General features: G+C 68.9%; 39 protein-coding genes and 3 other RNA genes. All 42 read left to right on the forward strand.

Annotated features, from left to right (window positions below; all coding sequences use genetic code 11):
• The first annotated feature begins 13 nt into the window (after positions 1-13).
• The 42 genes from ACFZAM_RS31810 to ACFZAM_RS32015 all read left to right on the forward strand — a co-directional run bounded on the left by ACFZAM_RS31810 (position 14) and on the right by ACFZAM_RS32015 (position 21,650).
• Complete coding sequence (locus tag ACFZAM_RS31810; protein WP_391050997.1) at positions 14-274, forward strand: hypothetical protein; 261 nt, start codon at positions 14-16, stop codon at positions 272-274.
• 2 nt (positions 275-276) lie between these two features.
• The gene (locus ACFZAM_RS31815; protein ID WP_391050999.1) at positions 277-855 is read left to right on the forward strand and encodes a hypothetical protein; all 579 of its coding nucleotides are present in this window, start codon (positions 277-279) and stop codon (positions 853-855) included.
• A gap of 48 nt (positions 856-903) precedes the next feature.
• Positions 904-1,272 (forward strand): hypothetical protein, encoded by a 369-nt coding sequence (locus ACFZAM_RS31820; RefSeq protein WP_391051000.1) that lies wholly within the window; start codon positions 904-906, stop codon positions 1,270-1,272.
• 14 nt (positions 1,273-1,286) lie between these two features.
• The gene (locus tag ACFZAM_RS31825) at positions 1,287-1,601 is read left to right on the forward strand and encodes a hypothetical protein (protein ID WP_391051002.1); all 315 of its coding nucleotides are present in this window, start codon (positions 1,287-1,289) and stop codon (positions 1,599-1,601) included.
• Positions 1,602-1,760: 159 nt separating this feature from the next.
• Positions 1,761-2,030 carry a hypothetical protein gene (locus ACFZAM_RS31830; RefSeq protein WP_391051003.1) on the forward strand — a complete coding sequence of 90 codons (270 nt, stop codon included), beginning with the start codon at positions 1,761-1,763 and terminating at the stop codon, positions 2,028-2,030.
• Positions 2,029-2,094: hammerhead ribozyme type II (locus ACFZAM_RS31835), an RNA gene on the forward strand. The genes ACFZAM_RS31830 and ACFZAM_RS31835 overlap by 2 nt, the downstream gene beginning before the upstream one ends.
• 14 nt (positions 2,095-2,108) lie before the next feature.
• On the forward strand, positions 2,109-2,648 hold the full coding sequence (locus ACFZAM_RS31840) for a hypothetical protein (RefSeq protein WP_391051004.1): 540 nt from the start codon (positions 2,109-2,111) through the stop codon (positions 2,646-2,648).
• A 114-nt stretch (positions 2,649-2,762) separates the two neighbouring features.
• Positions 2,763-3,077 (forward strand): hypothetical protein, encoded by a 315-nt coding sequence (locus ACFZAM_RS31845; protein ID WP_391051006.1) that lies wholly within the window; start codon positions 2,763-2,765, stop codon positions 3,075-3,077.
• A gap of 1 nt (position 3,078) precedes the next feature.
• An RNA gene (locus ACFZAM_RS31850) (hammerhead ribozyme type II) lies at positions 3,079-3,142 on the forward strand.
• A gap of 10 nt (positions 3,143-3,152) precedes the next feature.
• Positions 3,153-3,488 (forward strand): hypothetical protein, encoded by a 336-nt coding sequence (locus tag ACFZAM_RS31855; RefSeq protein WP_391051008.1) that lies wholly within the window; start codon positions 3,153-3,155, stop codon positions 3,486-3,488.
• A 64-nt stretch (positions 3,489-3,552) separates the two neighbouring features.
• The gene (locus ACFZAM_RS31860; RefSeq protein WP_391051010.1) at positions 3,553-3,837 is read left to right on the forward strand and encodes a hypothetical protein; all 285 of its coding nucleotides are present in this window, start codon (positions 3,553-3,555) and stop codon (positions 3,835-3,837) included.
• A gap of 11 nt (positions 3,838-3,848) precedes the next feature.
• Positions 3,849-3,912, forward strand: an RNA gene (locus ACFZAM_RS31865) — hammerhead ribozyme type II.
• Between the two features lie 10 nt (positions 3,913-3,922).
• Entirely contained in the window at positions 3,923-4,255 is a 333-nt protein-coding gene (locus ACFZAM_RS31870; RefSeq protein WP_391051012.1) for a hypothetical protein, read from the forward strand.
• Between the two features lie 309 nt (positions 4,256-4,564).
• Positions 4,565-5,992 (forward strand): hypothetical protein, encoded by a 1,428-nt coding sequence (locus ACFZAM_RS31875; RefSeq protein WP_391051014.1) that lies wholly within the window; start codon positions 4,565-4,567, stop codon positions 5,990-5,992.
• A gap of 159 nt (positions 5,993-6,151) precedes the next feature.
• Positions 6,152-7,582 (forward strand): hypothetical protein, encoded by a 1,431-nt coding sequence (locus tag ACFZAM_RS31880; RefSeq protein ID WP_391051016.1) that lies wholly within the window; start codon positions 6,152-6,154, stop codon positions 7,580-7,582.
• Between the two features lie 317 nt (positions 7,583-7,899).
• The gene (locus tag ACFZAM_RS31885; protein WP_391051017.1) at positions 7,900-8,415 is read left to right on the forward strand and encodes a hypothetical protein; all 516 of its coding nucleotides are present in this window, start codon (positions 7,900-7,902) and stop codon (positions 8,413-8,415) included.
• A 123-nt stretch (positions 8,416-8,538) separates the two neighbouring features.
• Positions 8,539-9,015, forward strand: a complete 477-nt coding sequence (locus ACFZAM_RS31890; protein ID WP_391051019.1) for a hypothetical protein — start codon at positions 8,539-8,541, stop codon at positions 9,013-9,015.
• A gap of 17 nt (positions 9,016-9,032) precedes the next feature.
• A complete protein-coding gene (locus ACFZAM_RS31895) occupies positions 9,033-9,197 on the forward strand; it encodes a hypothetical protein (RefSeq protein ID WP_391051021.1) in 165 nt (54 codons plus the stop codon).
• Positions 9,198-9,211: 14 nt separating this feature from the next.
• Positions 9,212-9,469, forward strand: a complete 258-nt coding sequence (locus ACFZAM_RS31900; protein WP_391051023.1) for a hypothetical protein — start codon at positions 9,212-9,214, stop codon at positions 9,467-9,469.
• Positions 9,470-9,564: 95 nt separating this feature from the next.
• Complete coding sequence (locus tag ACFZAM_RS31905; protein ID WP_391051024.1) at positions 9,565-10,038, forward strand: hypothetical protein; 474 nt, start codon at positions 9,565-9,567, stop codon at positions 10,036-10,038.
• 42 nt (positions 10,039-10,080) lie between these two features.
• Positions 10,081-10,416: a hypothetical protein gene (locus tag ACFZAM_RS31910; protein WP_391051026.1), complete on the forward strand. Its 336-nt coding sequence runs from the start codon at positions 10,081-10,083 to the stop codon at positions 10,414-10,416.
• Entirely contained in the window at positions 10,413-10,796 is a 384-nt protein-coding gene (locus tag ACFZAM_RS31915; RefSeq protein WP_391051028.1) for a hypothetical protein, read from the forward strand. The genes ACFZAM_RS31910 and ACFZAM_RS31915 overlap by 4 nt, the downstream gene beginning before the upstream one ends.
• A gap of 3 nt (positions 10,797-10,799) precedes the next feature.
• The gene (locus ACFZAM_RS31920) at positions 10,800-11,378 is read left to right on the forward strand and encodes a hypothetical protein (RefSeq protein ID WP_391051030.1); all 579 of its coding nucleotides are present in this window, start codon (positions 10,800-10,802) and stop codon (positions 11,376-11,378) included.
• 158 nt (positions 11,379-11,536) lie between these two features.
• Entirely contained in the window at positions 11,537-12,232 is a 696-nt protein-coding gene (locus ACFZAM_RS31925) for a hypothetical protein (protein ID WP_391051031.1), read from the forward strand.
• Positions 12,229-12,513, forward strand: a complete 285-nt coding sequence (locus tag ACFZAM_RS31930) for a hypothetical protein (RefSeq protein WP_391051033.1) — start codon at positions 12,229-12,231, stop codon at positions 12,511-12,513. Before ACFZAM_RS31925 ends, ACFZAM_RS31930 begins: the two co-directional genes overlap by 4 nt.
• Before the next feature lie 47 nt (positions 12,514-12,560).
• Positions 12,561-12,974, forward strand: coding sequence for a hypothetical protein (locus ACFZAM_RS31935; RefSeq protein WP_391051035.1), 414 nt, complete (start codon positions 12,561-12,563; stop codon positions 12,972-12,974).
• Positions 12,975-13,106: 132 nt separating this feature from the next.
• Positions 13,107-13,454, forward strand: a complete 348-nt coding sequence (locus tag ACFZAM_RS31940; protein WP_391051037.1) for a hypothetical protein — start codon at positions 13,107-13,109, stop codon at positions 13,452-13,454.
• Between the two features lie 11 nt (positions 13,455-13,465).
• Positions 13,466-13,765: a hypothetical protein gene (locus tag ACFZAM_RS31945; protein WP_391051039.1), complete on the forward strand. Its 300-nt coding sequence runs from the start codon at positions 13,466-13,468 to the stop codon at positions 13,763-13,765.
• 83 nt (positions 13,766-13,848) lie between these two features.
• Positions 13,849-14,526 carry a hypothetical protein gene (locus tag ACFZAM_RS31950; protein ID WP_391051041.1) on the forward strand — a complete coding sequence of 226 codons (678 nt, stop codon included), beginning with the start codon at positions 13,849-13,851 and terminating at the stop codon, positions 14,524-14,526.
• 18 nt (positions 14,527-14,544) lie between these two features.
• Positions 14,545-15,225: a hypothetical protein gene (locus ACFZAM_RS31955; RefSeq protein WP_391051042.1), complete on the forward strand. Its 681-nt coding sequence runs from the start codon at positions 14,545-14,547 to the stop codon at positions 15,223-15,225.
• Between the two features lie 22 nt (positions 15,226-15,247).
• Complete coding sequence (locus tag ACFZAM_RS31960) at positions 15,248-15,985, forward strand: hypothetical protein (protein WP_391051043.1); 738 nt, start codon at positions 15,248-15,250, stop codon at positions 15,983-15,985.
• Positions 15,986-15,987: 2 nt separating this feature from the next.
• Positions 15,988-16,587: a hypothetical protein gene (locus ACFZAM_RS31965; protein WP_391051045.1), complete on the forward strand. Its 600-nt coding sequence runs from the start codon at positions 15,988-15,990 to the stop codon at positions 16,585-16,587.
• 2 nt (positions 16,588-16,589) lie between these two features.
• Positions 16,590-17,102 (forward strand): hypothetical protein, encoded by a 513-nt coding sequence (locus ACFZAM_RS31970; protein WP_391051047.1) that lies wholly within the window; start codon positions 16,590-16,592, stop codon positions 17,100-17,102.
• The gene (locus ACFZAM_RS31975; RefSeq protein WP_391051049.1) at positions 17,099-17,443 is read left to right on the forward strand and encodes a hypothetical protein; all 345 of its coding nucleotides are present in this window, start codon (positions 17,099-17,101) and stop codon (positions 17,441-17,443) included. Before ACFZAM_RS31970 ends, ACFZAM_RS31975 begins: the two co-directional genes overlap by 4 nt.
• A complete protein-coding gene (locus tag ACFZAM_RS31980; protein ID WP_391051051.1) occupies positions 17,440-17,667 on the forward strand; it encodes a hypothetical protein in 228 nt (75 codons plus the stop codon). Before ACFZAM_RS31975 ends, ACFZAM_RS31980 begins: the two co-directional genes overlap by 4 nt.
• Positions 17,668-17,745: 78 nt before the next feature.
• On the forward strand, positions 17,746-18,942 hold the full coding sequence (locus tag ACFZAM_RS31985) for a hypothetical protein (protein WP_391051053.1): 1,197 nt from the start codon (positions 17,746-17,748) through the stop codon (positions 18,940-18,942).
• Positions 18,943-18,945: 3 nt separating this feature from the next.
• A complete protein-coding gene (locus ACFZAM_RS31990) occupies positions 18,946-19,395 on the forward strand; it encodes a hypothetical protein (protein WP_391051054.1) in 450 nt (149 codons plus the stop codon).
• Positions 19,392-19,922: a hypothetical protein gene (locus ACFZAM_RS31995; RefSeq protein WP_391051056.1), complete on the forward strand. Its 531-nt coding sequence runs from the start codon at positions 19,392-19,394 to the stop codon at positions 19,920-19,922. The genes ACFZAM_RS31990 and ACFZAM_RS31995 overlap by 4 nt, the downstream gene beginning before the upstream one ends.
• Before the next feature lies 1 nt (position 19,923).
• Positions 19,924-20,373 carry a hypothetical protein gene (locus ACFZAM_RS32000; protein WP_391051058.1) on the forward strand — a complete coding sequence of 150 codons (450 nt, stop codon included), beginning with the start codon at positions 19,924-19,926 and terminating at the stop codon, positions 20,371-20,373.
• A gap of 32 nt (positions 20,374-20,405) precedes the next feature.
• Complete coding sequence (locus ACFZAM_RS32005) at positions 20,406-20,798, forward strand: hypothetical protein (protein ID WP_391051060.1); 393 nt, start codon at positions 20,406-20,408, stop codon at positions 20,796-20,798.
• On the forward strand, positions 20,795-21,169 hold the full coding sequence (locus tag ACFZAM_RS32010) for a hypothetical protein (RefSeq protein WP_391051062.1): 375 nt from the start codon (positions 20,795-20,797) through the stop codon (positions 21,167-21,169). Before ACFZAM_RS32005 ends, ACFZAM_RS32010 begins: the two co-directional genes overlap by 4 nt.
• Positions 21,170-21,272: 103 nt before the next feature.
• The gene (locus ACFZAM_RS32015) at positions 21,273-21,650 is read left to right on the forward strand and encodes a DUF6283 family protein (RefSeq protein ID WP_391051063.1); all 378 of its coding nucleotides are present in this window, start codon (positions 21,273-21,275) and stop codon (positions 21,648-21,650) included.
• The last annotated feature ends 127 nt before the right edge of the window (positions 21,651-21,777 follow it).

Below are 21,777 nucleotides of genomic sequence, written 5' to 3' on the forward strand. Positions count from 1 at the left end.
GAAAGGCAACACCATGGACAAGCTCAACCCCGAGGCGCTCGCCGAGTGCGGTGACATGGAGCTGGACGACCGCGCCGAGGTCCAGCCGGTCACCGAGATGATGATCCTTGAGTACGTCCTCGACAACGAGTTGCTGCCCCGCTACAGCGCCCGCCCTTTCGCCGCGTGGATGCACGTCGAGGGCTGGCCGGACCGCAACGAAGAGGGCACCCTCACCAACGGCGAGATGATCGAGGCCGGTCTCATCGACTGGTGCGGCGGAAGGACCCAGTAGCCATGGAGCAGACCATGAATATCACCGACACCCAGCGGTACAGCGTTCCCGCTCGCTGGTCACCGGTCCTCCACGCCCTGCACAGCACCGCATGGGAGGCCCAGGACATCGCTGCGGCCGACCCCGGCGAGATCGGCCGGGCGCTCAAGTACGCATACGACCGGATCGGCCACGGTGAGGACGGCGTGCGCGCCGCGATGGAGGCCGTCGTCCAGAACACCACTTTCGTCAGCCCGGTCGAACTGGCCACTGTCGCCGACACCTTCCAGGTCCTTTACGACGACTGGAACACCCCCGTCCAGGACTACCTGGACGAGCACCACGGCGGCATCCAGGTCCAGTGGCTCAACGACGAGGGGCGGCGCGAAATTGAGAGAGGCGTTTGCAAGGACTCGGAGACCTGGATCGAGCTGGAGAACGGCGTCTACGTGTTCATCCGTCCCGGTTACGCCGTCCCCACGCACACGCAGAAGGAGGAACCGGCGCCGGACGACACGTGCATCGACGGCTACCCCGAACACGACTTCCCGCCGGAGAGCGACGGTGGCGAGTGCCACCGCTGCGGTGCCGAGGCGGAGTAAACCCGCTGTCAGTGCCGACTGATTCAATCCCACCCACCAGGAGAAGAAATGACCGGGGACGCTGAAGAGATAGTTGCCGTTCGCTTCAAGCTCAGCGACACCACGCGCATGCTGCGCCACGCGCGTGAGTGGAATTTCTACAACGGCACGGCATTGGCGTACTTTGCCCTTCAGCCCATCCTGTGGTGGCCGGAAGGCGCACAGGCGGGTCTCCCCATGGACCAGCCTCAAGGCTGGAAGGTCGAGTTCCATGGGCTGAACAGTCCCTCGCCCACGCCCGTCATGGTCACCATGCATCTGCCGCGTTCCGTACTCGCCAGAGAGCAGCACGTGCCGTACGCGATCGTCGCTGTCGAGCCGGACGATCAATCCTGCATCGACACACCGCGTATGAACCCCGACGGGAGGAAACGATGATGGACTGGAACAGAATGACCCGAGCAAACAAGGCTGACGCGCAGAGGATCCTGGAGGCGCTCCGCAAGGAAGGCGTGTCCGTCTCGGTGGACCAGGTCGCCAAGGAGTTCGATGACGCCCGCGACTGGCGCCGGGGTGCCATCTCCCTCGCCGCTCTGTGTGACCGGACCGGCTGGGGCATGCCGGATCCCACTCAGGTGAAGGAGAGCCTCCACACCGCGAGTCTGCCGACCGGCGTCCTGCGGCACATCAGGGAGGTTCTGGCCGCCGACGGCACGGACGCTTCCAGGGAGGCCCTGGAGCTGCTCCCGGCGGCCGAGGCGAAGTAGCCGACAGGGTATCCCGTCATCAGCCCTTGAGGGCTTCATGCGCACCAGCCCCCGGACTCCAGCCGGGGGCTTTTTGCCGACCCGCTTCAGTGCACTTACTTGTGCGTGCACTCATGTGTGCACTAGGGTGTAAGCACATCGCCCGCCAAGGAGGCCCACATGACCACCGCCACGCTCCCCGTTCTCGACCTCGGCACCCTCGACCGCGACCTCACCACCGGCCGGTACGTCACCACCTACACGCTGCGGTACACCACCGTCCGGTACGGCATCGAGACCGTCATCGAGCGCACCCTCCCTGCCGCCAGCGTCGAGCGCATCGGCGTCGTCGCCGCCCGCTGCGCCGAGCGGGGTGTGGTCTGGGACATCGAGGTCATCGACAAGGACGGCGCCGACGTCACGTTCGACTTCGCGTGCTTCCAGGACTAGCCGAAACGGCCTCCGGGCCGTCCGCGTGAGAACTGGCCTACACGCGCTGATGAGGCAGGCCGCAGGAGGAGGAGAGTGATGGGTACAACGACAGGATGGCGCCAGATCACGGCCGGGTGGTACGGCTACACCAACACCGCTGGCAAGACTCTCGCCTACGTGATGCGGGAGGGACGCGCGTGGGCGGTGACCGTCCTGCCCATGGCCGACGCCGAGCAACGCGTCAAGCTCTCGGAGCGTGCCCGCACCATCAAGGACGCCCAGCAGGTGGCCGAGAGTGCGTATCGCTCCCTCACGAAGTCGGCTCTCGCCCGTCAGGACAAGGCGCTGTCAGTGCACGAGAACGAAGGAGAAACGATGGACGCTTCCAGCGCCGCAGAGCAGATGGCGGACCTGATCAACAAGATCGAGAAGGCGGGCCTACAGATCACCCTGTCGCGGGGATTGGTCCTCGTCGAGGACGTCCGCGTCGCTGTCGGCCGGTACGTGGGTGACCCCTGGGCCGTCGAGACGCGGAGCATGGAGGTTCCGGCGGCGGGGCCGGAGATCAGCAAGAGCCCCGAGCCCGAGGCTCCACGGGTCCCCGGCCTGGCGCCCTCAACGCCGCGAACCGTCTGATCGCCAGCTTCGCCCAACAGAAAATCTAGTGCACTCACTTGTGCACGCACTTGATAGTGCACTATGGTCGTCTCACGCCAGGGATCCACGAAGGGTCCGGCAGGGGAGGAAGACATGAACGCGGTCGTCGTCAAGCTTGAGAACTGTGGCTTCTGCGGAGCGAGTGGCGACAACTCGTGCCGGGAGTTCCTCCAGGACGTGCCCGACCACAGCGAGCGCAGCATGGAACTGCCGGAACTGTTCATCTACGAACTGGACGGCCTCACCGCCGAGACCGCCGAGCAGGCGTACGAGTGGGAGCAGGAGCGCCAGCAGTACGAGCAGGAGGCGTACGCCGAGTCCGGATGGCTGCGCGCCGCCGAGAACAACCCCGTGTACGCCTGGGAGTCCGAGCAGGACGAGCTGCGCGCCGCCGGTCTCTACTTCTGACAGCCGAAACGCCCCTTGGGGCGTCGGGCGGGAATGGCCTACCGCCCCTGACGAGGCAGGCCGTAGGAGGCAGAGATGGCACGTTCGGTGGTCCGCACGTGGAAGAACCGCGAGACCGGCAAGGAGACCAACCGGATCACGATCCGCGTTGAGCACCGTCTGAAGCTTGGCGAGCTGGTCGACGGCCTGTGCTCCTCCTACGCCCGCAACGCGGTCAGCGGAGAGCTGGAACTCCCTCCGAGTCTGTCGCCCGGCCGGATCCTGGAGGCTGTCCGGGAGGAGTACGAGGAGCACGGCTTCGTCAACGTGTGGACGTGGAGCGAGAGCACCGGCGTGGATGAGGAGGAGTGCCGCCAGTGGGCACTGGGCCTCATCCTCGCCACGTTCCCGGAGATGGCGGAGAACCAGTGATCATGCAGCATGAGGCGGACCGAGTGGCCCGGCTCGTTGGATTCGACGAGGCGTGGAGCAACTGATGACCGAGTACGGACTGTTCAACGAGCTGGACCGCACAGAAGGGTGCTTCGAGGCTGGGATGTACACCCGCGAGGAAGCCGACGCCCGGCGCCTGGAATACATCGCCGAAGGTGAAGACCCCGAGGACATCGTCGTTGCGGAGCTGTGCCCCGAGCATGAGGGTCAGGCCAAGAACGGCTGCGAGGGTTGTGACACCGAACACCCGGAGCCGACGTTAGAGGACTACTCCACGGCTGCGCGGCATATCGAGAACCTGATGCCCGGTCGGTGGCGCCGCTCTTGACGTGGCCAACTAGCCGAAACGCCCTCCGGGGCGTCCGTGGGGTCTGGCCTACCCACGCTGACGAGGCAGGCCGTAGGAGGCAGAGATGGCTAAGAAGATCGTGGTTCACCTGGCAACCGGCGAACGGTTTCAGCTCTGGGGGCAGCGGATCATCAAGGTCACGCTGATCGGACGGGAGGCTGCCGTTTTCTCGTGGCGCGGCTTCGTCGGAACCGTCAACCCGACCAACGTTCCCGAAATCGCCAACGCGCTGGAGGCCCGCAAGAGCCACATCCGCTACGACGACTCCGAGGGCTTCGTACGTTCGGCGCCAGGCGCGGACGACACGGCGGAGCTACGCCGCCTGGCTGCCGGGGTCGCAGAGGACTGGACCGCCAAGACCACGAGTGCGCGGACGGACGGCACCCGTTCGTGCTGAGGCTCGGCTTCGAGATGCTGAGCAAGTGAGAGAGGAAGTCCGAGAAGCCCCACCTGTTGCTCCGGGTGGGGCTTCTTCGTGCGCCGGGGCACGTACGTGCCGGACAGGGGCAGAGAGGCGAACCCCTGCCCCTGGTGATTGGTGTGGGTATATGGGGGGTTGTGTACCTGCGCGTACCCCGAATCCCGCGCGCGCTCCGGGCCCTCCTCCCCAGCAAGAGACAGCGCACTGGGTTGTGCGCGCACTGAGTAGTGCACTAAGGTCGTCTTGTTCACCCGCCAAGATGAACCCGCCAAGCAGGAGCAGCAGATGTCCAAGATCAGCATCAGCATGAGAAGCAAGCTCGTCGCCGCGTACGCCGACAGCAATCACGAGGTGATCGCGCCCTACAACTCGACCATGGCCCTGATCAACCGGGGCCTGGCCGCAAGCGGGCGGCTGAAGAACCGCGTGCTGGACGAGAAGGGGCACACGGTGCGTACTCACGGTGTCGTCCTCACGGAAGCCGGTGTCGCCGAGGCGCAGCGGTCGTTGCCGCCGTTGCCGAAGAGGGTTCCGGGTGAGTTCGTGCCGGTGGTGCAGGAGTTCGTGGAGCCGGTTCGGGAGCGTGACGCGGTTCTGGTGGCTGAGGGTCTGGCGTTGCTGGGTGAGGTCGCGGAGTGGGACATGCGGGTGGGGGTGCTGCGTGAGGATGCGCGGCTGGTGGGGCGTATCGGCCTGGCGAATGTGCGTCAGGCGGTGGTGTCGGGGGTGCAGCGGGGACAGCGTGCTGAGCGTCTGGCGTCGGGGGAGGTGCGGGTGGGGTACTCGTTCTTCGCTCCGGTGGTGGAGCAGCGGGGGCTGAGTGACCGGTGGGCGGTGTGCACGGAGGGGGGTGTGCAGATCGCGGTGGTCGAGGGTGGGGATCACTCTGCGGCGGTGGCTGCGGCGCGGGCGTTCGCGTGGGTGCGTGCGGTGGAGGAGCGGGACGGGGCGTTGTCGTTGCGGCGGTGGTCGGTGGAGGAGGCTGCTGCGCCGCGCCGGGTGGGGGTGCTGGTTGACATCGTGGATGAGGGGAGTCTGCGGGTGGGGGATGTGGTGGCGCCGATGAATCCGGCGGATGAGGTGCGTACGGGTACGTGGCGGGTGAAGGGGTTCTGGGAGTTGGGTGAGGTGGGGCTGTTCCGGGTGGAGACCGACCGGGGTATGCCGATGGATGTGCGGGAGGGGGAGACGCTGCTGGTGCGCAGGGCCGCTGTGCTGGCCGGTGAGGGGTCCGGGGGTGGGGTTCCGGGTGCGGAGGTCCAGGGGGGCGCTGCGGGGGCCGTGGAGGGGCGTGTGGGGGTTTCCGGGGGTGTGTGGCGGGTGCATGCGTACGGGTCGTTGTCGGTGTTGCCGTCGGAGGCGGAGGCGGTTGCGGCGTTCGTGGTGGATTCCACGGCTGCTGGGTATGAGCGTGTGCTGTCGTTGGGGGGTGCTGCGGAGCAGGGTTCTCCGGGGGCGGTGGGGGTGGATACGGAGGAGGTTCTGGCGGGTGTGCGGAAGGCGGTGCAGCAGCCGGGATGGTGTGTGGAGCATGACGGGGACGGGTGTGTGCGGCTGTCGCGTGAGGGGGTTGTTGTGGAGTTGCGGCCGGTGCGTGAGGGGGGTTCGGGTGTGCCGGAGTCGGTTCTGGAGCGGCTGGTGGATGAGGCTCCGGTGAGCCGGGTGGGGGCGTTGCTGGTGGACAGTGGCTGCTCCCCGCGTGTGGTCCGTTGATTCTCAGGTGAGTCTCCTGGGGGAAAACGTGGATTCCATGGTTGCCTGGTTGGGTGGCCATGGAATCTCATGTTGGTGATTTCAGCGCACTGGCTTGTGCGTGCACTCTTGTGTGCGCTACGGTGGTGTTCTACCCGCCGATGAGCCAGGGAGCACCCGATGACCGAGCAGACCCCCGCCGCCGCAGACCTCCGCCGCAGGGCCGTCGAGCACGACCTCAAGGCCGTCGAGTCCTTTGAGCGCTGCGACACCGACGGCGCCCTGTCACAGTGGGCGCACGGCCTCAACGCCGCCAAGGACCGCCTTGAGGCCGACATCGCCGACAACGGCGGCATGTGGAAGTTCCCCGCCCTGTTCGACCTCGACGGCAACCTCGTGGCCGCCAAGGACGTACAGACCAAATTCGGCTGGTCCTGGATGCTCCTGGACGCCGACGGACGCCCCAGCGGCTGGTTCAACCCCTCCAAGGCGGAGAACCCGGACACCGCCCGCCGCAACAACGCCAAGAAGGGTTACTACGTCGGCGCGGTCCTCGCCCCCGCCTACGCCGACCTCCAGGGCGGCAGCATCACCAGCGTCACCCCCGTGGTCATCCGCAAGGACGGCGGTTACTCCGCCGATGTGACCGTGGTCGACAACGGCCTCGGCTCCCCCGCAGCCGAGGAGCAGCAGGAGCCGCCCGCCGCCCCGGCGCTGACTGTCACCCGCGAAGTGCGCGGTACCGCCCGCTGGGTCCACATCACCGGCCCCGCCGCCCTGGAGTCCAAGGCGCCCGCCAAGGCCGGTGCCGAGGCGCGCAAGTGGGCCAGGGAGCTGGGCGCCACCCGCGCCTACCGCGTCTCCGGCGGGGGCGACTACCGCGACGGAGAGTTCCGCTACAGCGTCTGCTACGGCTTCGAGGGCGCCCCCGACCCCCAGGACACCCCGCAGCGGCTCCCCCAGGGGCCCGCCGCGCCCGTGGAGGAGCAGCAGGCCCCCGACGCCCCCCACGGCCTGGAGACGGCCCCTGACGGCAACGGGCTGCGCTGCTCCTGCGGATACGCCGACGCCGACGGCATGGCCGACCACCTCCGCGCCGCCGGAGTGCTCCCCGAGCCGGTGCCCATGTCGGACCTGTGGGAGATCGCGGGGCGCGGTGAACGCGTCCTCCTGGTGGCCGCCGACAGCCAGGCCCAGGCGTGGGAGCTGGCCGCCGCCCAGGGCGTCGGCCGGGACTACCACCACTCCGCGACCCGGCTCACCGCCGAGCAGGCCGAGAAGGTGCGTGAGGAGCAGCAGGAGGGGGCTCCCCTGACCACCGAGATTGCCAGCATCAACTACGGCCGCGCCGTCCACCCGTACGACCTCCTGGACGACGTCATGGACGACACCGGCCTGAACCGCGCCGACGCCCACGCTGCGATCCACGCCATGCTCGACGACATCATCGGCATCGACGGGGAGGATGCCGTGATCCTCGGCCGCCGCACGATCCGACCCGAGTCGCTGATCTCCAACCCGCGCGACCTCGACGTCTATTACTGGCTGACGATCAGCGACGAGACCGCACAGATGATCCGTGAGACCGTCGCCGCGACCAACCCCCGCTGACCCCGGACACGACGAAGCCCCCGAGCGTTAACCGGGGGCTTCGTAACCCCGCTGATGCGAGGAGCACTACCTGAGGTTCGCCATGATCGGCCTGAACCTGCGCGTCAGCCCCGCGTGGGCGGGGAGCAGTGCCGTCATTGCTGGCGACGAGACGATTGTGCCACGGCCCGCTGGCAGTCCGCAGCGGAATGCGCGACCGCCCGTGACCCGTGCTGCGCCCCACCACACGGGTGAACACTTTAGTGCACAGGGTTGTGCGTGCACTGTGCAGTGCACTAGACTGGTGTTCCACCCACCGAGCAACCAGGGAGCACCTGATGAGCGTGACCACCGACAGCACCGGCCAGGAGATCACCGACGCCCCCCCGCTCCCCGAGCAGGAGGTACAGAGCTGCCGCTCGGAGGAGGGCAAGACCGTCGGCCTGGTCGACGCCATCATCGGAATCATGCGGTTCCTGTGCGAGCGCGACATGACCCCGGCCCCCGTGCAGGACGCACTGTCCGACCTTTTCCAGGACAAGGACTTCAAGGCCGTCCAGGACGCATGGCAGGGCGGACACCCGGCCCCCGGCACCCCCTTGACCACCGAGCAGGCGCGCGCCTACGACGCCTCCGCGTACTTCGAGGCCCCCGAGGTCCACGCGGACGGCACCTACGCCCCGCCCGCGCTCGTGAACGCCGGGATCGCCGTCGCCCTCTACCTCACCCCTGAAGGCTTCGTGCGGGTGTCGGCGTCCACCGACACCGGTGACGTCCCCGAGGAGCTGGAGCGCACGGACAGCACCGTCCCGATGGAGATCACCGTCAACGGCGACACCGTCGCGCGCCTCTGACCGGCCGCCCCCCACCCCGCCCTCCTCAGAGGCGGGGTGGGGCATCTTGGTGCACAGGGTTGTGCGTGCACTGCATAGTGCACTAGACTGGCATTCCGCCCGCCACACACCCAGGAGCACCCCTTGACCGCTCTCTCCGACGGCACCCACTACCCGAACGTGCCCGGCGCCACAACGCTCGCCGACGCACGTCCCCTGCGGATCGGCGGAGAACGCGTCACCGTCACCGTCCGCGACCAAGGGAACTCCCTCACGCTTCTCGTGGGCACCCGCATCGAGTACCAGGGGTTCACACCCGCCGACGTCCGCACGTTCGCCGACATCGGCAAGTGGGCCGCCAGCTACGTCCCTGCCGCGCCCCGCGTCCCCAACAGCGGCAGCGGAGAGGGCCAGGGACTGTCCTCACGAGAGCGCGTCCCGCTGCACACAGCCTTCGGCGCGCAGCGCACACTGCGCCGCTGGGCCGCCCACCTCACATTCACCGTCGGCTACACCATCAGCGCCACCGGGCTGCGCCACGGCATCCGGAAATACGGCAGCCTGGAGGCGTACTTCACCCGCCACGGCCTCACCGCCGACGACATCAACCGCACCAACTGACCTCAGGAGCGCCCGTCATGGAGTACGCCCTCAACGTCACCACCGGCACCGTCGCGGACAATGACCCCGAGCGCTACCCCACCGGCACCGGCACCGCCACCCTGCACGCCGCTCCCTGCGCCTACTGCGACTCTGACGGCCACGCCGCCTGTCAGCACCCCCACCCCGCCCAGAACGACTGACAGGAGTATCCGCCATGAGCAGCAAGCAGAGCCGGAACGCGGAGATCGTCGGCATCCGCCGCACCACCGAACCCGTCTACACCGGCTACACCATGACCGGCACGCGGATCTGGACGACCGTCACCGCCCGCATCACCAGCGACGGCCCCGACGACGGCCGCCTCGTCCACATCAACCTGGACCCCGAACAGGCCATGATCTACGCACAGCAGATGATCACCGCCGCCGGAGCCACTCACCAGATGCGCACCGACGTCGGCCACACGGACTGACCCCGCGAAACCTCTCAGCGCCCCCTGCGCCCCCTCCCGGCACCCCGGAGGGGGCGCAGAGGGCGCCCCCTCCGACAGCCCCAGCAGGAGCCGCCGTGAACGAGCCCGCCGCCTACGCCCCCTCGTACGTCTACGCCTTCGAGGGCGACCTCATCCGTTACATCACCGCCGCCGAAGCCGCCGAAGCCGTCGGCCGTGTCCTTGCCGACTCCGGCGAAGTCACGACCGACGGCTTCGGCGCGATCACCCTGCACCTGGGCGAAGACCGCACCGAACACCACACCCTGACCCCGTCCGCCCCGGCGCAGCTCGCCGAGCACCGCAAGGATCTCGCCCGCAGCGTCGCCCACTGGACGAAGCAGGCGGACGACGCGCAGAACCGCGCCAACGGCTTCCGCGCAGCACCCCGCCCTGCGCACCCGGACCACGCTTACCAGCGCGAGAGCAGGATCACCAGCGCCCAGCGCGCCGCCGACCGCGCCCGAGCCAAGGCCGACGAGGTCCAGGCCGCCCTCGACACCCTCACCGCTCCCGCCGACTCCCTGCGTGACCCGGCTCCGCCCCGCTAGCCTGAACGTCCGCCACCTGACCCGCCACAGGAGAACACCACCATGCCGAAGCCGTTCGGACTCGACGTGTCCGTCCTCATACCGCAGGGCTTCATCACGCGGTTCCCCGACGACGACACCGAACTCCACGACCGCCTCAACCTGGCGCACCCCAACTACGGGACGCCCCGCCACCTGCTGCGCCAGGCCGACACGGTGCGGCTCGTCCGTCTCGCCCAGGCCGACGCCGTGCGCCTCCTGGGCGCAGCCCGGACCCTGGGCATGCAGTGGCACCAGGGCGGAGACCCCGACGGTGTCCGCCACGCCATGAAGACGATCGCCGCTCTCGGCGCCGCACTGGCCGCCCTGCGCGTCCTCACGCCCAGGAACGCCGCATGATCGAGAACACCGGCAGCAACCTCTCCAGGGTGCGTCTCTTCCTCGACGCCCTGGTTCTGGGCGGCAGCGAAGGACTGATCGAGTCCCAGGAAGCCGTGGGACAGCACCAGTTCGTCAACAGTGACCGCATGCCCGCCGACCTCAGGGGACAGCGGGCCGGGTTCGAGGCGCTCGGGTTCACTTTCGGTGAGCCCGACGCGGACGACCCGCTGTTCATGCCCGCGACGCTGCCGGAGGGCTGGACCAGGCAGAAAAGCGATCACGACATGTGGTCGCACATCCTCGACGGGGACGGCCGCCGCCGCGCCGACGTGTTCTACAAGGCCGCGTTCTTCGACCGCCGGGCCTTCGCGCGCCTCGCCGACACTCCCGAGGACTGACCCGTGGAGAACAAACGCGTCACCGCTCCCGTCACGGCGCAGGACGTCACCGACGAGATGATCGAGTTGACCGTCGCGGTCACGAAGGAGAGATACGCCAACGGCCTGGACAACTGGCAGGACGTCTGGGACCTCGTCAGCGGTGCGCAGCTCGCCGACGGCAGCATCCTCGTTCTCGGCGGTGACCCGCTGTCCCCGGCTCTGGTCAGGATCAAGGAGGCCGTGCGCGCCGCCGACAACGAGGCCCACACGGTCGTCTACGACAAGCACGCCGACCGGTGGATCGTCCTGAACTCCAGGGGGCTGAGGGTCGCGGACGCCGCCACCGAGTCCATCGCGAAAGGCATCCGCACGCGGCGGGAGCGCGTCCCTGCCGGGCTCGCGCGCAGTGACGGGCCCATGCTTCAGACCGCCCGCGACAACGTGCGGTTCTACAGTGCCTTCGGGCAGTCCCGTACCTTGCGCGCGTGGTCGCGGGCGACCGGTATCGGCATGCCCACCCTGCGCAGCGGTGCACAGCGGCGCGGCGGCATGGAGGAGTACCTGCGTGCCAAGGGCCTGGGCCCGGACGACCTCAGATGATGCCCCCTACTGACGAACAGCAGAACTGAGCCACGAGCGGTGACCAGCTCGCCAACGGGGTCCCGCTCTGACCGGTCCTGCGGCAGACTGACCCCCGGATTACTGCGCCCGCCCGCCAGGGCGCAGTCTTCGACCCGCCACGAAGAAAGATGATCACCATGTCGTATTCGCCGCGCCGGACGGTGCAGCTTCCCGTCCCCGGAGCGTTCATCACGTCCCTGCCGCGCTTCCCCCACCCGCTGCGCGCCGCCGTGCGGTACGACGAGCTGCGGCCGTTGCTGCTCGGTGCGCCCCGTACCCCGTCGGGAGACGACTACCGGGCGACGGTGACGCTGCCCCTGGACCTCCTGGAGCCGCTCGGCGTTCTCGCGCACCGCACGGCGCAGGAATGGGCCGCCGAGCCCGTCATCGCGCAGGCCGCGCTGGCGCTCACCCGGACCATCACCACGCTCACGGAGTCCGCCGATACCGGCGTGCAGGCAGGCTGGGCCGTCGTCGTCACCCGGCCGGGGCACCCCCCTGTGCGGATCGGCCCGGTGCTGTACGAGCACACCGCGAAGTCGATGGCCGCGCACATGAGGACCGCGCACGGCACCGCGCGACCGGCGGCCACGCTCATCGACGCGGCCCCGTACCACCCGGACGGGGAGCACCTGCCGCTGCTCCCCGCCGACGCGTACGCGCTCGCGGACATGATCAGGGACATGCCCGGTGACGACGGGGAGGGGAGCAGCTTCCCCGACCTGTGGACGCGGCTGTCCGCGCAGTACCCGTACGACGAGGCGCTGCGGATCTGGGAGAGAGCGTGTGCGGTCGCGGAGCTGTCCGGGCGGGACGAGGAGGCTCTGGCGTGAACGCTCTCCCTCCGAGGTCGGTGCTTCTCGACACGCACGATCTGGTGTCGGAGCCGCCTGAGGTCCTGTCGGGTGTTCTGCGGTGGCGGTGCACGGGATGCGGTCACGCGGTGCTGGCGCACCGCAGAGGGGGCCTCATGGACTTCGTCTACGGGGCGGCGACGAGAATCGTCTGCGTGGCGCGCCCTGATCCGCCCGCGCCCGTCGCGGACTTCGTGCGGAAGTGCTTCGAGGGTGTCTGGCACGGTGTCATCCCGCCGGACGACCGCCCGGCCTCCTGACCGTCAGCGCCGCCCGCTGTCAGCCCGCCACAGAATGAAGTCCCCTGGTGAGTGAGCCCGCGCAGACCGTGGTGCTGCGTATCGACTGCTTCATGATGACGTCCCTGTCGTCGTTGCCCGTGCTGTTCCTAGACGACCTTCCGTACGACCGGATCATCGAGGCGTTCAGCGCGGGTGAACGCCAGGAGCCGGAATCCGCGTACAGCCCCCCGCCGTACGCGCTGGTGGAGATGCCCGTGGAGCTGCTCCCCGGCCTGGTCGAGCTGGCGGGGGTCGCGCACGAGCTGTGGCTGCACGACCAGGAGCTGCCGGAGCGTGCCCGGAGCGCGTACATGGTGAGTCTGGGGGCGTGGGGAGCGCTGAGGTCCGTGAGGCCGGATCTGGCGGCGCGGATCCGGCGTCCGCGCCGCCGGAGGCCAGCGCTGGTGTGGGATCCGGAGAAGAACGAGGACATCATTTAGCGCACAACGCAGTGCACGCCCTGAGTTGTGCGCTAGGGTGTGTGTGGGCGTTGCGGTGCCGGACCGCCAACCGGACACCAGTGGCCGCCCCGGCTTTCACCTCTTGACCCGCCACGAGAGGAACCACCTGTCATGACCTTGCCCGTTCTCGCCCCGCTGCCGCCGCCGCTGACGACGGAACTGTTCGGCGCGACACTCCGTCTGACTTTCCCCGCCCCCCACGGCGGCAGCAACGTCCTGACCGTCACCGTCGGCGCCGACCGCATCCGCCTCCTGTACGCCCGCATGCGCCGTGACGGCGCGCTGCGCGGGATGACGGCGCGGTCGTGGCCGCTGGACGCACGGCCGCCGCTGCTCGCCGACGAGTTCGCCGTGCAGGTCGCCGCGTTCGTCGCCAGCGGCCGGGGGGCGCCCCCAGGGACCGGGGGGTTGGCCCTAGGGGCGCCAACTTCCGACAGTAGTACGCACATTCCGAGCTGAAAGAGACACCCGTGAACATGTACACGTTCGGGGGAAAACCCGGCAGGCACGTTGACGAAATACTGCCCGCCCTGGTTCACCCGGTCCCCGGCGGCGGCACCGTCCCGTGCGGCGACCCCGCGAACTGCGCGGACTGCGCACCGAAGTTCGCCCGCCGCCGCGCGTTCTACGCCGCAGGCGGCGCCGAACGGCGCCGCCTGCGCGCCGAGCTGAAGCACGCACAGGCCCTTGACGCCGAAGAAGCCGCGCAGCGCCTCGCCGTCGTCCCCGGCTTCGTCACCGACGACGAGGCCGACGAGTACCTGTTCTGAAATTCCCGCACACCCCCGCTGCGCACCGGGCGCAGTGGGATACGTTGACCGTCCGCCACCGCACCGCCAGGAGACCGCCACTCATGGCCGCCACCCGTTCCACGATCCGCGTCAAAGGGCTTTCCCGCGCCGTCATACAGGCACTGACCGCCGCGTCGCCGTCCGACGGATACCGCGTAGCCGTCACCCGCAACGAGAGCACCTACGAGATCCTCACCGCCAAGGGATTCATCTCACCGCCGCCCGCCAGCACCGTCAGGTCCGTGTCCCTCACCGCCAAGGGCTGCACGTACCGCCTCATGCTCCTGGACATCGCCGCCCGCTACCGGAACGGGAACTCCGCGAGCAGCATCAGCAGGATCTACGGCGTCTCCGACAAGACCGTCCAGCGGTACCTGATCTGCATGGACGTGCCCATCCGCAAACGCGCCTCGACCCTCGGCAGCGACGTCGTCGAGGACATCGTCACGCGGTTCACCAGCGAACCCCGCGTCACCAAGGCGGCGCTGGCCAACGAGATCGGAGTCGGTGTCCACACCATCGACACCGTCCTCACCCGGCACGGCGCACGGCGCCCCCGGCAGCGGGGCTACCGCGACCTCGGGCCCGAGGAGCGCGACGGCATCGCCGAGGGCTACGCCCGGACCGACATGGTGCGCCTCGCCCAGCAGTACGGCACGACGCCGTACGCCGTGCGGGCCGTCCTGCGCGACAAGAAGATCCCGATCCGGCCGTCCGGCCGCCAGCCCGCCACCCGATAGCCGAGGAAGGCCGCCACCATGGCTCACACCACGCGCCTCAGCCGCGCCCAGCAGCTCGCCGTTCTCACCTCGAATCCTCACAGCGGGATCCTCACGGGGCCGATCGTGACCCTGAGGTCGCTGGCCGAACGGGGTATCGCGGACTCCTCGACGGCGTACGGCCCGTACCGGCTCACCGACTCCGGGACAGTCCTGAAGACGCAACTGAGCTGCCCCGTCCCCGACATGCCCGTGGCTTACGGCAACGGGTCCGGCCAGGAACCGGACCCGGCCCGTGCCCGGTTCGTCGAATCGGCCTGGAAGGCGATGCTCGACCACCGCACCGCGTACGCGCCGAAGGGCGAACCGTCCGTGTGGGAGCGGCTCCAGCCGGTCCGTGCCGCCGCGATCATCCTGGAGGCAGCCGGGGCGGTGCCGTCGGCGACTGACGAGTACGGGCGCCGCTGCCGTCCCGGCTACAACCTCGCCGTCGCGTCGATGATGCCGTGGGCGGCCCGCGTCGCGTACCTCCTGCCGTCCGTGTGGACCGAGGTCGGCCACCCGCAGCGCCGTGAAAGCACCGAGATCGGCCGTGTCCTGGCCACCGCGTACGAGAAGTACGCAGATGCCTTCCGTGATGCCGGATGGCACACCTCCCCGCGCCGCAGCGGCTTCAGCGGCAACACCTGGCTGATCGCCCGCCCCGCCCCCGCCGTCTGACCCCCGAAGGAGAATCCCGCACATGACCGACAGCCCGTTGAAGTTCCGTTCACAGCCAGTCGAGAGAATCCTCGGCGTCTCCCTCGCCCCCGGCGAGGACCCCGTGTTCATGACCGACCTGACGACCCGTGAGGTCTCCGTCGCGGTGCTGCTGCGCGGTGAGGACGCGCGGTCCTTGACGCTGGTGCTGTCCGACGACGAGCGCACCGAACTCGGCACGAAACTCCTGGAGTTCCCCCGCTGCGGCAGCAGTACGCCCACGGGCGACGGGGACGACCTGGCGTACTGGTGCGTGATGCCCGACAGCCACGGCGGCTGGTACCACCAGGACGACAAGGGGCACCTGTGGACCGACGCCGACGCACGAGCCCGCACGCCCGGCCGTGACCTGGAACAGGTCCGCAGCAGTGCAATCGCCGACGGCGCCGCGTACCTCCACGACCACTCCGCGACGATCGCCTCGCTGGCCGTCAAGGAGTACGGAACGGGCATCGACACGGCGGCCACCGGGATCACGCTCGCCGCTGAGGCCCTGGGCACGATGGTTCCCGGAGCGCCGGTCCGCGCGTGGCTCAACGCCCCCACCGCGCAGGAGGCCGACATCAAGCCCCTCGGGCGCAGGCGTGTCTGCGACAGCATGAACCACAACAGTGTCGGCAGCGAGACGTTCTGCCAGAAGGAGCCCGGTCACCACACCTGGCCGGGTGACGAGGACTGCGACGACAACAACGGAACTATCTGGAGAGCCGAGGAAGGCTGATCATGACCATGACTGAAATCGCAGCCCTTGCCGTGCAGGCGCCCGAGTGGCAGGACCGCGCCGGGCGCACCCCGATCCCCCTGGCCGACTGGGGCCGGGACCACTGGTCGCTCCTGGCGGTCGTGGAGGACTGCGCCGTCAACGGCCACGGGCGCCTGCAATGGGAGCGCCTGACGCTGTCGTACCGGCACTGGCCGACGCTGTACGCCGCGCGCGGGCACATCAGCATGGACGGGTCGTACGACGCGAAGGACCGTTTCCCGCTGCGCCTGAAGCGTCTGCGGGGCAACGCCAGGGAGATGCCCGGACACTGCGAGGGCGACGCGCTGATGGACCTGCGCGACCACCGGCTGATCACGGTCACGATGCCGCCGGTCGACGGCAGCGGGCGGTACTATCTGCGCCCTGACGGCCGTCCCCTCGACGGCGAGGACGACCCGCACCCCGGCTGCATCAACGCGTTCACCAGCCTGGAACTCATGCCCTACGCCCGGTTCGCTCTCACCCGGCTCGGCCGCCACTACAGCAACGCCCTGCGCGCCCACAAAGCAACCGACGGGGCAACCTGGTCGAACTTCATCCCGCCCGCCGAGGAGAACTGACTGTGCCCGACGTCCGAATCCCCGCCGCTGCCACCGGTTGCGAGCACTGGCGCCGCGAACACCGCAGCGATTTGTGCGAGACAGCCCGCTGCGCACGCTGCCAGTACCTGCGGAACACCGTCATCGACCCCACCGCCTCCGTATCGCCCCTCGTGGACACCGCAGCAGCGCAGGACGCCTTACGGGCGGAAACAGCTGCCGACATCGTGGGGTTCCTCCAGGAGGTCGGCACACCCATCACCGGGAGCCGCACCGACTTCGATAAGGGCGTCATGAGCGCCGCGCTGGCAGTCGCGAAGCGGTACGGCATCCAGGCGCCGCCCCCGCCGGTCAGCGCCCCCGGCGGCATCCGCTGCGCCAGCGCCGCCACGGGCTGCACCCGCAGCGTGCGGGAGTCCTTGGCGGCGGACGAAGGATGGGAGGAGACTGAGCCGGGGGTGTGGCTGGATCCGCAGTGCGCCGCCAACGCCGCCGACCGCCGTGACTTCCTCGCCAGGCTGGAGAACCCGTCATGATGTTCCAGGGACCGCACCGCGCACCGCTGCGCATCGCCGTCGCCGACGGCGACGAGGAGGCCCTTGCCGCGTTCCGGGCGCAGACCCTCTTCGATGCGGAGTGGACGCGCTGCTCCGACGGGTGGCTGGAGGAGCACCCCGGCGAGTGCGGTACGGCGTTCCGGGTGCGTGACGCCCTCAATCCGAACGTGCACTGGCATCCGCGCCAGACGAGGAAGCAGATCCTGCGGGAGGCCGCGCGGGCCCAGCGGGCGTGGATCGAGGACCCCGCGAACCGGGCGGTCATCGAGGAGCGGGGGCTTCAGGCGCTTCCGGATGTGATCGACCCGGATTCCGCGTGACGGGTGCGGTGGGGGTGCTGTTCGTCGGAGGTCCAACCGGCGGGCAGCACCTCGTCGTTCCCGCCGGGCCCGACGGCGGGCCGCCGCAGACGTACACCGTGAAGACCACGAGTGTCGTCCAGGGCGCGCAGGGGCCCATGTACGCGGATGCGGAGCACCAGTACCGCAGACACGTGAGTCCGCTCGATGACGGCCCGCTGTGGCTGTATCTGTACGAGAACTGACCAACTTTAGCGCACCGCATTGTGCGCACACTCATCTGTGCACTAGTGTGGGTTTACCGCCAAGGTCAGGAGACGTCGATGAGTGACAGCCCCCCGCAGGAACAACAACCCGAGTACACCACGGTCTTCGACGACGTCGATACCTTCGACATCTTCGACGACGGTGCCGCCCCGGACGAGGTGGTCTTCTACGTCCGGGGCGGCACCGTACGGGACATCCTCAGTTCCCAGGCGCGTCCCGACCGCTGGGCGGAGGTCGTTCCGTACGCCCGCGTCAGCACCGATGAGCACACCCAGTGGCAGAAGGACTACGACGCCGCGCGCAAGGCGGTGAGCGGAATCCAGGAGGCCCTGGAGACCGCCCGCCTGGCATGGGAGACCGCCCGCCGCGCCGCCGCCGAGCAACTCGCTGGGGTCTGGGAGGAATACCGCCCTACGCACGGGACGATCGCGGAACGCGTCAAGGAGGCCACGGCACTCGTCGAAGCCGAGGACGCGCGTCTCCACGAACTGCGTGCGCGGAAAGCGGACGAGGCAAAGGCGGCCGAGGACGCCGTCCTCGGCCCGCAGACCTGGTCCGCATACCTGCCGGTCGGTCAGGCGTCCAAGGTCGCTCCCGACATGTTCGTCCCGGTCCTGCACCTCACCGGATGTCAGGTACTCCGGGGCCGCGACGACCAGGAGTACCGCGCCTACAGGCGCCTGCGGGCCGGGGAGGCTCGGGACGTCCTGCTCGGAGGGGGCCCGGAGACGGCGAGGGGCCACATGACCGGCCGCACCCTTCCGACGAGACTGTGCGGACGCTGCAAGCCCGCCGCGTCGCTCCGGGATGCCCTCGGTGACGTCTTCGACACCTGGCAGGCCGAGGTCGACTCCCTCCAGCCGCCACTGCCACAGAAGCTGAAGATCGTGGGGAACCAACTCCGGAAGATTCTCCCGGACTACATCCCGGAGCACACGCTCGCGAAGTCCGGCTACACCCTCAGCCCCACCACCCACACCTACCGCGACGTCAAGACCATCGAGCCCTACGAGGCACTCATCGGCTGGTACGACGCAGCCAAGAAGTACATCACACGGGAGGAACCGGAGCGGCTGCGGGCCCTGTTCGACACGCTTCCCGACCACGGCTGGTCCGTCCGCAGCATCACGGGCGAAGCCACCGGCAAGGGCTCCCCCCTCGTCGCCATCCGCAAGATGACCCCCGCCGAGATCAAGGAACACGCCGCCCGGAAGCAGGCCGCCCGGACGGCCACCATCACCCCGGAGAACTGACACATGACCAAATCCGACGACCCCCAGCAGCTCGCCGACCTGATCCGGCGCGACTTGACGGCCGCGTACAACGACCGGGTCAGGGCGCGGAAACTCCTCTCGGAGGCCCTCGCCGACCCGGCGGTCTCCCTCCAGTACGACGACGGCTCGCGCATGAGCGTGTTCTTCCGGTCGGAGGCCAAGTGGGACCGGTGGGCGTGGATCATCAAGACAGCCACGGGATACACCGGCTCCACCGCGACAACCGACCCCGACCTGACCGGCCTCAGCGACACGGACCTCCTCAATGCCGTCCGAATCGCCCGGTCCGAGGCGGACGCCCTGCTGGCCAACGAAGAGACACGCAGCGTCGGCCTGAAGGCCGAACGGTGCCTCGCGGACCGGCACGCCGCCCGCGCGTTCCTCTACGCCACCACCCCCGTCAGCGACTACCTCAAGCGCAGGGCAGCATGAGCGCCCGCGACGAGGTGCTGCGCGATACCCGCCGCGCCATCATCGCCGCCTCGCTGAGTGGTCCCGCCGACGCGGCCTCGGCCGCCAACGAGGTGTGGACGAGCGGCTACCGAGCAGGGCTGTCCGTCGCCGCAGACATCACCATCCCGCCCGGCCCCGCCGCCGGACGGGACGACACCAGCACGGGCGAGGCCGGGCTTTGCCGCGCCGACATTGAGACCGCACTGGGCACCTACCCGTGCCGCCTTCCGCTGGGGCACGGCGGCGACTGCGACGAGCTGACCGACGACAGCACGCCCGCCCCGGTCTTCTTCCAGCCCGGCCGCACCTACCAGCGCGGACGGTGGTCGTTCCACTGCCGCAACGTCTCCCCGGCTCCAACGCCCGACGCACCGATCTGCGCCATCGGATTCCTCACCCGCACGGATGGCACCTGTACTGTGCACGCCCTGGGACAGGAGCACTGGGCGGACGCGGGCTGGACCGACGTCACCCGGCCGCCGACCACGGTACCCGAGGAGGTGTGACATGTCCGGAGGCTCACACGGCTACCTGGGGCACTGCTGGACCTGGGAGGACGTTCTGGAGAAGTCCGGGTACCTGCCCGAGGTTGCGGACCGCCTGGACGAACTGGGCTACCAGGCGGCAGCCCAGCACACCCGCACACTCCACAACCGGATCACCGTCAAGCCGGAGCGCCTAGCCGAACTCATCGCGGTGTGGGGCGCGGTGGACTACCTCGACTCGTTCGACTGGGGACCCGATCAGGTCCGAAAGGCCGTCGACCTGTGGTACGGGGCTGTCCGGGCCGCCGCCGTGGAGTGGGAAGGGACTCAGGAGGTCATGCGCCGGGCCGGGCTCTACTCGGCGACGCTCCACACCGCCGAGGAGTCCGACCTGGCCGAACCGTACGTGTCAGTGTCGCTCTCCGAGTTCATGAAGCTCTTCGCCGCTTATCATGGTCAGGCCGTCCGGTGACGCGCCCAGTAGGGACCGCCAAGATCATCACCTTGCCGATCGGGCGCCCCGATTCCCACGACCGCGCCGTCGACCGGGAGGCGCGGGCGCTGGTGAACGCTCTCCGGTACCGGATCGCGGCGCACGTCTACGAGCCGTTCCCCGAGGCCCGTACGGTACGGACGACGTTCAACGAGTACTCGGGGCGGCACACGATCTGGGAGGTCTGCGGCGACCACGGGAAGGTGCTGTTCCGCCAGGAGTCCGACGGCCAGATTCCCCCGTCCAGCTTCGGCAGGAACGCTGAGGACGACGTCGACCTGCTCCTGCGGGTGCTTCCCGCGCAAGGCGGACGCTATGTCAGGTCGCTGAGCGACGCGGGCATGTGGTCGATCCACCTCCCCGGCTCGATCAACCCTCAGGCTGTCGTGAAAGGCAAACGATGAACCCGATCAACGTCGCTCTCATTTCTCTCGCTTTCTTCACTGGGTTTTTCTATTTCCTCGCCAAGGTCTTGAACATCCGATCCGGTGGGTTCGGGACCAGGGTCTCGAACGTCAAAAGGCCGGACGCCGAACTGTGCCAGTGCGAGCACGGCGCCGCGTTCCACGATGCGGAGGGCTGCCGGGAGAGGAATCAGATTCTGATCAAGGAGACCGTCTACAGAGTCGATGCCTATGGCGTCCCGACGTACAACCGGGAATGGACCACGGAGCCTTGCCGCTGCGTCGGGTACGTCGGACCGAATACCGTGGTGGAACTCGACCTTCAGTATCGGCTGCGCCCCGAACTGACCAAAGAGCGTGACACCGCGTGAAGGTTCTCACGGCGGCCGAGATCCAGGGGCTGCATGTGCCGCCGCCCGGCTCGGACCGGGACAAGCGAGGCGCCCTGCCCCCCGCAGGAGAGGACACCGAATAGTGAGTGTCAAAAGGCAGATGCCGCGTTGCCTGAAGCCGTGCGGCCGGTGTCCGTGGCGCAAGGACGTCTCACCGGGCGAGTTCTCCCTGGAGCGCTTCAAGTCGCTGTGGAATACATCCCACCAGCCGGATCCGAACGCGATCAGGAGCGGCGAGGATGTACTCGGGCAGCCGATGTTCGCGTGCCACAAGACCCCGGAAGGGAATGAGAAGTCCTGTGCCGGGTGGCTGGCCGTGGCGGGGTACAACAACCTTGCCGTCCGTTACGCCGTGGCGGTGGGCACGCTGCCAGAGAGCGCGCTGACGCCGGGCGACGGCTGGCCGGAATTGTTCTCCTCGTTCGAGGAGATGGTCGAGAGACAGGCGCGCCGGACATGAGCGGGAAGGACATGACAGCCGAGGAACTCGCCGAGACCTGCAAGAGCCGGTTCCCGCCGACGGCGGAGATCCCGGCTTTCGTCATCCGCGCCATCGCGTACGGCCGGGAGGTCTGATGTGCTCGGGA

The organism is Streptomyces sp. NPDC008079 (assembly GCF_042957385.1).
GTDB lineage: Bacteria > Actinomycetota > Actinomycetes > Streptomycetales > Streptomycetaceae > Actinacidiphila.

Excerpts from the sequence above, each read along its gene's own strand:
- ACFZAM_RS31810 (WP_391050997.1), top strand. The coding sequence starts at position 14 with ATGGACAAGCTCAACCCCGAGGCGCTCGCCGAGTGCGGTGACATGGAG.
- ACFZAM_RS31815 (WP_391050999.1), top strand. The coding sequence starts at position 277 with ATGGAGCAGACCATGAATATCACCGACACCCAGCGGTACAGCGTTCCC.
- ACFZAM_RS31820 (WP_391051000.1), top strand. The coding sequence starts at position 904 with ATGACCGGGGACGCTGAAGAGATAGTTGCCGTTCGCTTCAAGCTCAGC.
- ACFZAM_RS31825 (WP_391051002.1), top strand. The coding sequence starts at position 1,287 with ATGACCCGAGCAAACAAGGCTGACGCGCAGAGGATCCTGGAGGCGCTC.
- ACFZAM_RS31830 (WP_391051003.1), top strand. The coding sequence starts at position 1,761 with ATGACCACCGCCACGCTCCCCGTTCTCGACCTCGGCACCCTCGACCGC.
- ACFZAM_RS31840 (WP_391051004.1), top strand. The coding sequence starts at position 2,109 with ATGGGTACAACGACAGGATGGCGCCAGATCACGGCCGGGTGGTACGGC.
- ACFZAM_RS31845 (WP_391051006.1), top strand. The coding sequence starts at position 2,763 with ATGAACGCGGTCGTCGTCAAGCTTGAGAACTGTGGCTTCTGCGGAGCG.
- ACFZAM_RS31855 (WP_391051008.1), top strand. The coding sequence starts at position 3,153 with ATGGCACGTTCGGTGGTCCGCACGTGGAAGAACCGCGAGACCGGCAAG.
- ACFZAM_RS31860 (WP_391051010.1), top strand. The coding sequence starts at position 3,553 with ATGACCGAGTACGGACTGTTCAACGAGCTGGACCGCACAGAAGGGTGC.
- ACFZAM_RS31870 (WP_391051012.1), top strand. The coding sequence starts at position 3,923 with ATGGCTAAGAAGATCGTGGTTCACCTGGCAACCGGCGAACGGTTTCAG.
- ACFZAM_RS31875 (WP_391051014.1), top strand. The coding sequence starts at position 4,565 with ATGTCCAAGATCAGCATCAGCATGAGAAGCAAGCTCGTCGCCGCGTAC.
- ACFZAM_RS31880 (WP_391051016.1), top strand. The coding sequence starts at position 6,152 with ATGACCGAGCAGACCCCCGCCGCCGCAGACCTCCGCCGCAGGGCCGTC.
- ACFZAM_RS31885 (WP_391051017.1), top strand. The coding sequence starts at position 7,900 with ATGAGCGTGACCACCGACAGCACCGGCCAGGAGATCACCGACGCCCCC.
- ACFZAM_RS31895 (WP_391051021.1), top strand. The coding sequence starts at position 9,033 with ATGGAGTACGCCCTCAACGTCACCACCGGCACCGTCGCGGACAATGAC.
- ACFZAM_RS31900 (WP_391051023.1), top strand. The coding sequence starts at position 9,212 with ATGAGCAGCAAGCAGAGCCGGAACGCGGAGATCGTCGGCATCCGCCGC.
- ACFZAM_RS31910 (WP_391051026.1), top strand. The coding sequence starts at position 10,081 with ATGCCGAAGCCGTTCGGACTCGACGTGTCCGTCCTCATACCGCAGGGC.
- ACFZAM_RS31915 (WP_391051028.1), top strand. The coding sequence starts at position 10,413 with ATGATCGAGAACACCGGCAGCAACCTCTCCAGGGTGCGTCTCTTCCTC.
- ACFZAM_RS31925 (WP_391051031.1), top strand. The coding sequence starts at position 11,537 with ATGTCGTATTCGCCGCGCCGGACGGTGCAGCTTCCCGTCCCCGGAGCG.
- ACFZAM_RS31940 (WP_391051037.1), top strand. The coding sequence starts at position 13,107 with ATGACCTTGCCCGTTCTCGCCCCGCTGCCGCCGCCGCTGACGACGGAA.
- ACFZAM_RS31950 (WP_391051041.1), top strand. The coding sequence starts at position 13,849 with ATGGCCGCCACCCGTTCCACGATCCGCGTCAAAGGGCTTTCCCGCGCC.
- ACFZAM_RS31955 (WP_391051042.1), top strand. The coding sequence starts at position 14,545 with ATGGCTCACACCACGCGCCTCAGCCGCGCCCAGCAGCTCGCCGTTCTC.
- ACFZAM_RS31960 (WP_391051043.1), top strand. The coding sequence starts at position 15,248 with ATGACCGACAGCCCGTTGAAGTTCCGTTCACAGCCAGTCGAGAGAATC.
- ACFZAM_RS31965 (WP_391051045.1), top strand. The coding sequence starts at position 15,988 with ATGACCATGACTGAAATCGCAGCCCTTGCCGTGCAGGCGCCCGAGTGG.
- ACFZAM_RS31975 (WP_391051049.1), top strand. The coding sequence starts at position 17,099 with ATGATGTTCCAGGGACCGCACCGCGCACCGCTGCGCATCGCCGTCGCC.
- ACFZAM_RS31985 (WP_391051053.1), top strand. The coding sequence starts at position 17,746 with ATGAGTGACAGCCCCCCGCAGGAACAACAACCCGAGTACACCACGGTC.
- ACFZAM_RS31990 (WP_391051054.1), top strand. The coding sequence starts at position 18,946 with ATGACCAAATCCGACGACCCCCAGCAGCTCGCCGACCTGATCCGGCGC.
- ACFZAM_RS31995 (WP_391051056.1), top strand. The coding sequence starts at position 19,392 with ATGAGCGCCCGCGACGAGGTGCTGCGCGATACCCGCCGCGCCATCATC.
- ACFZAM_RS32000 (WP_391051058.1), top strand. The coding sequence starts at position 19,924 with ATGTCCGGAGGCTCACACGGCTACCTGGGGCACTGCTGGACCTGGGAG.
- ACFZAM_RS32010 (WP_391051062.1), top strand. The coding sequence starts at position 20,795 with ATGAACCCGATCAACGTCGCTCTCATTTCTCTCGCTTTCTTCACTGGG.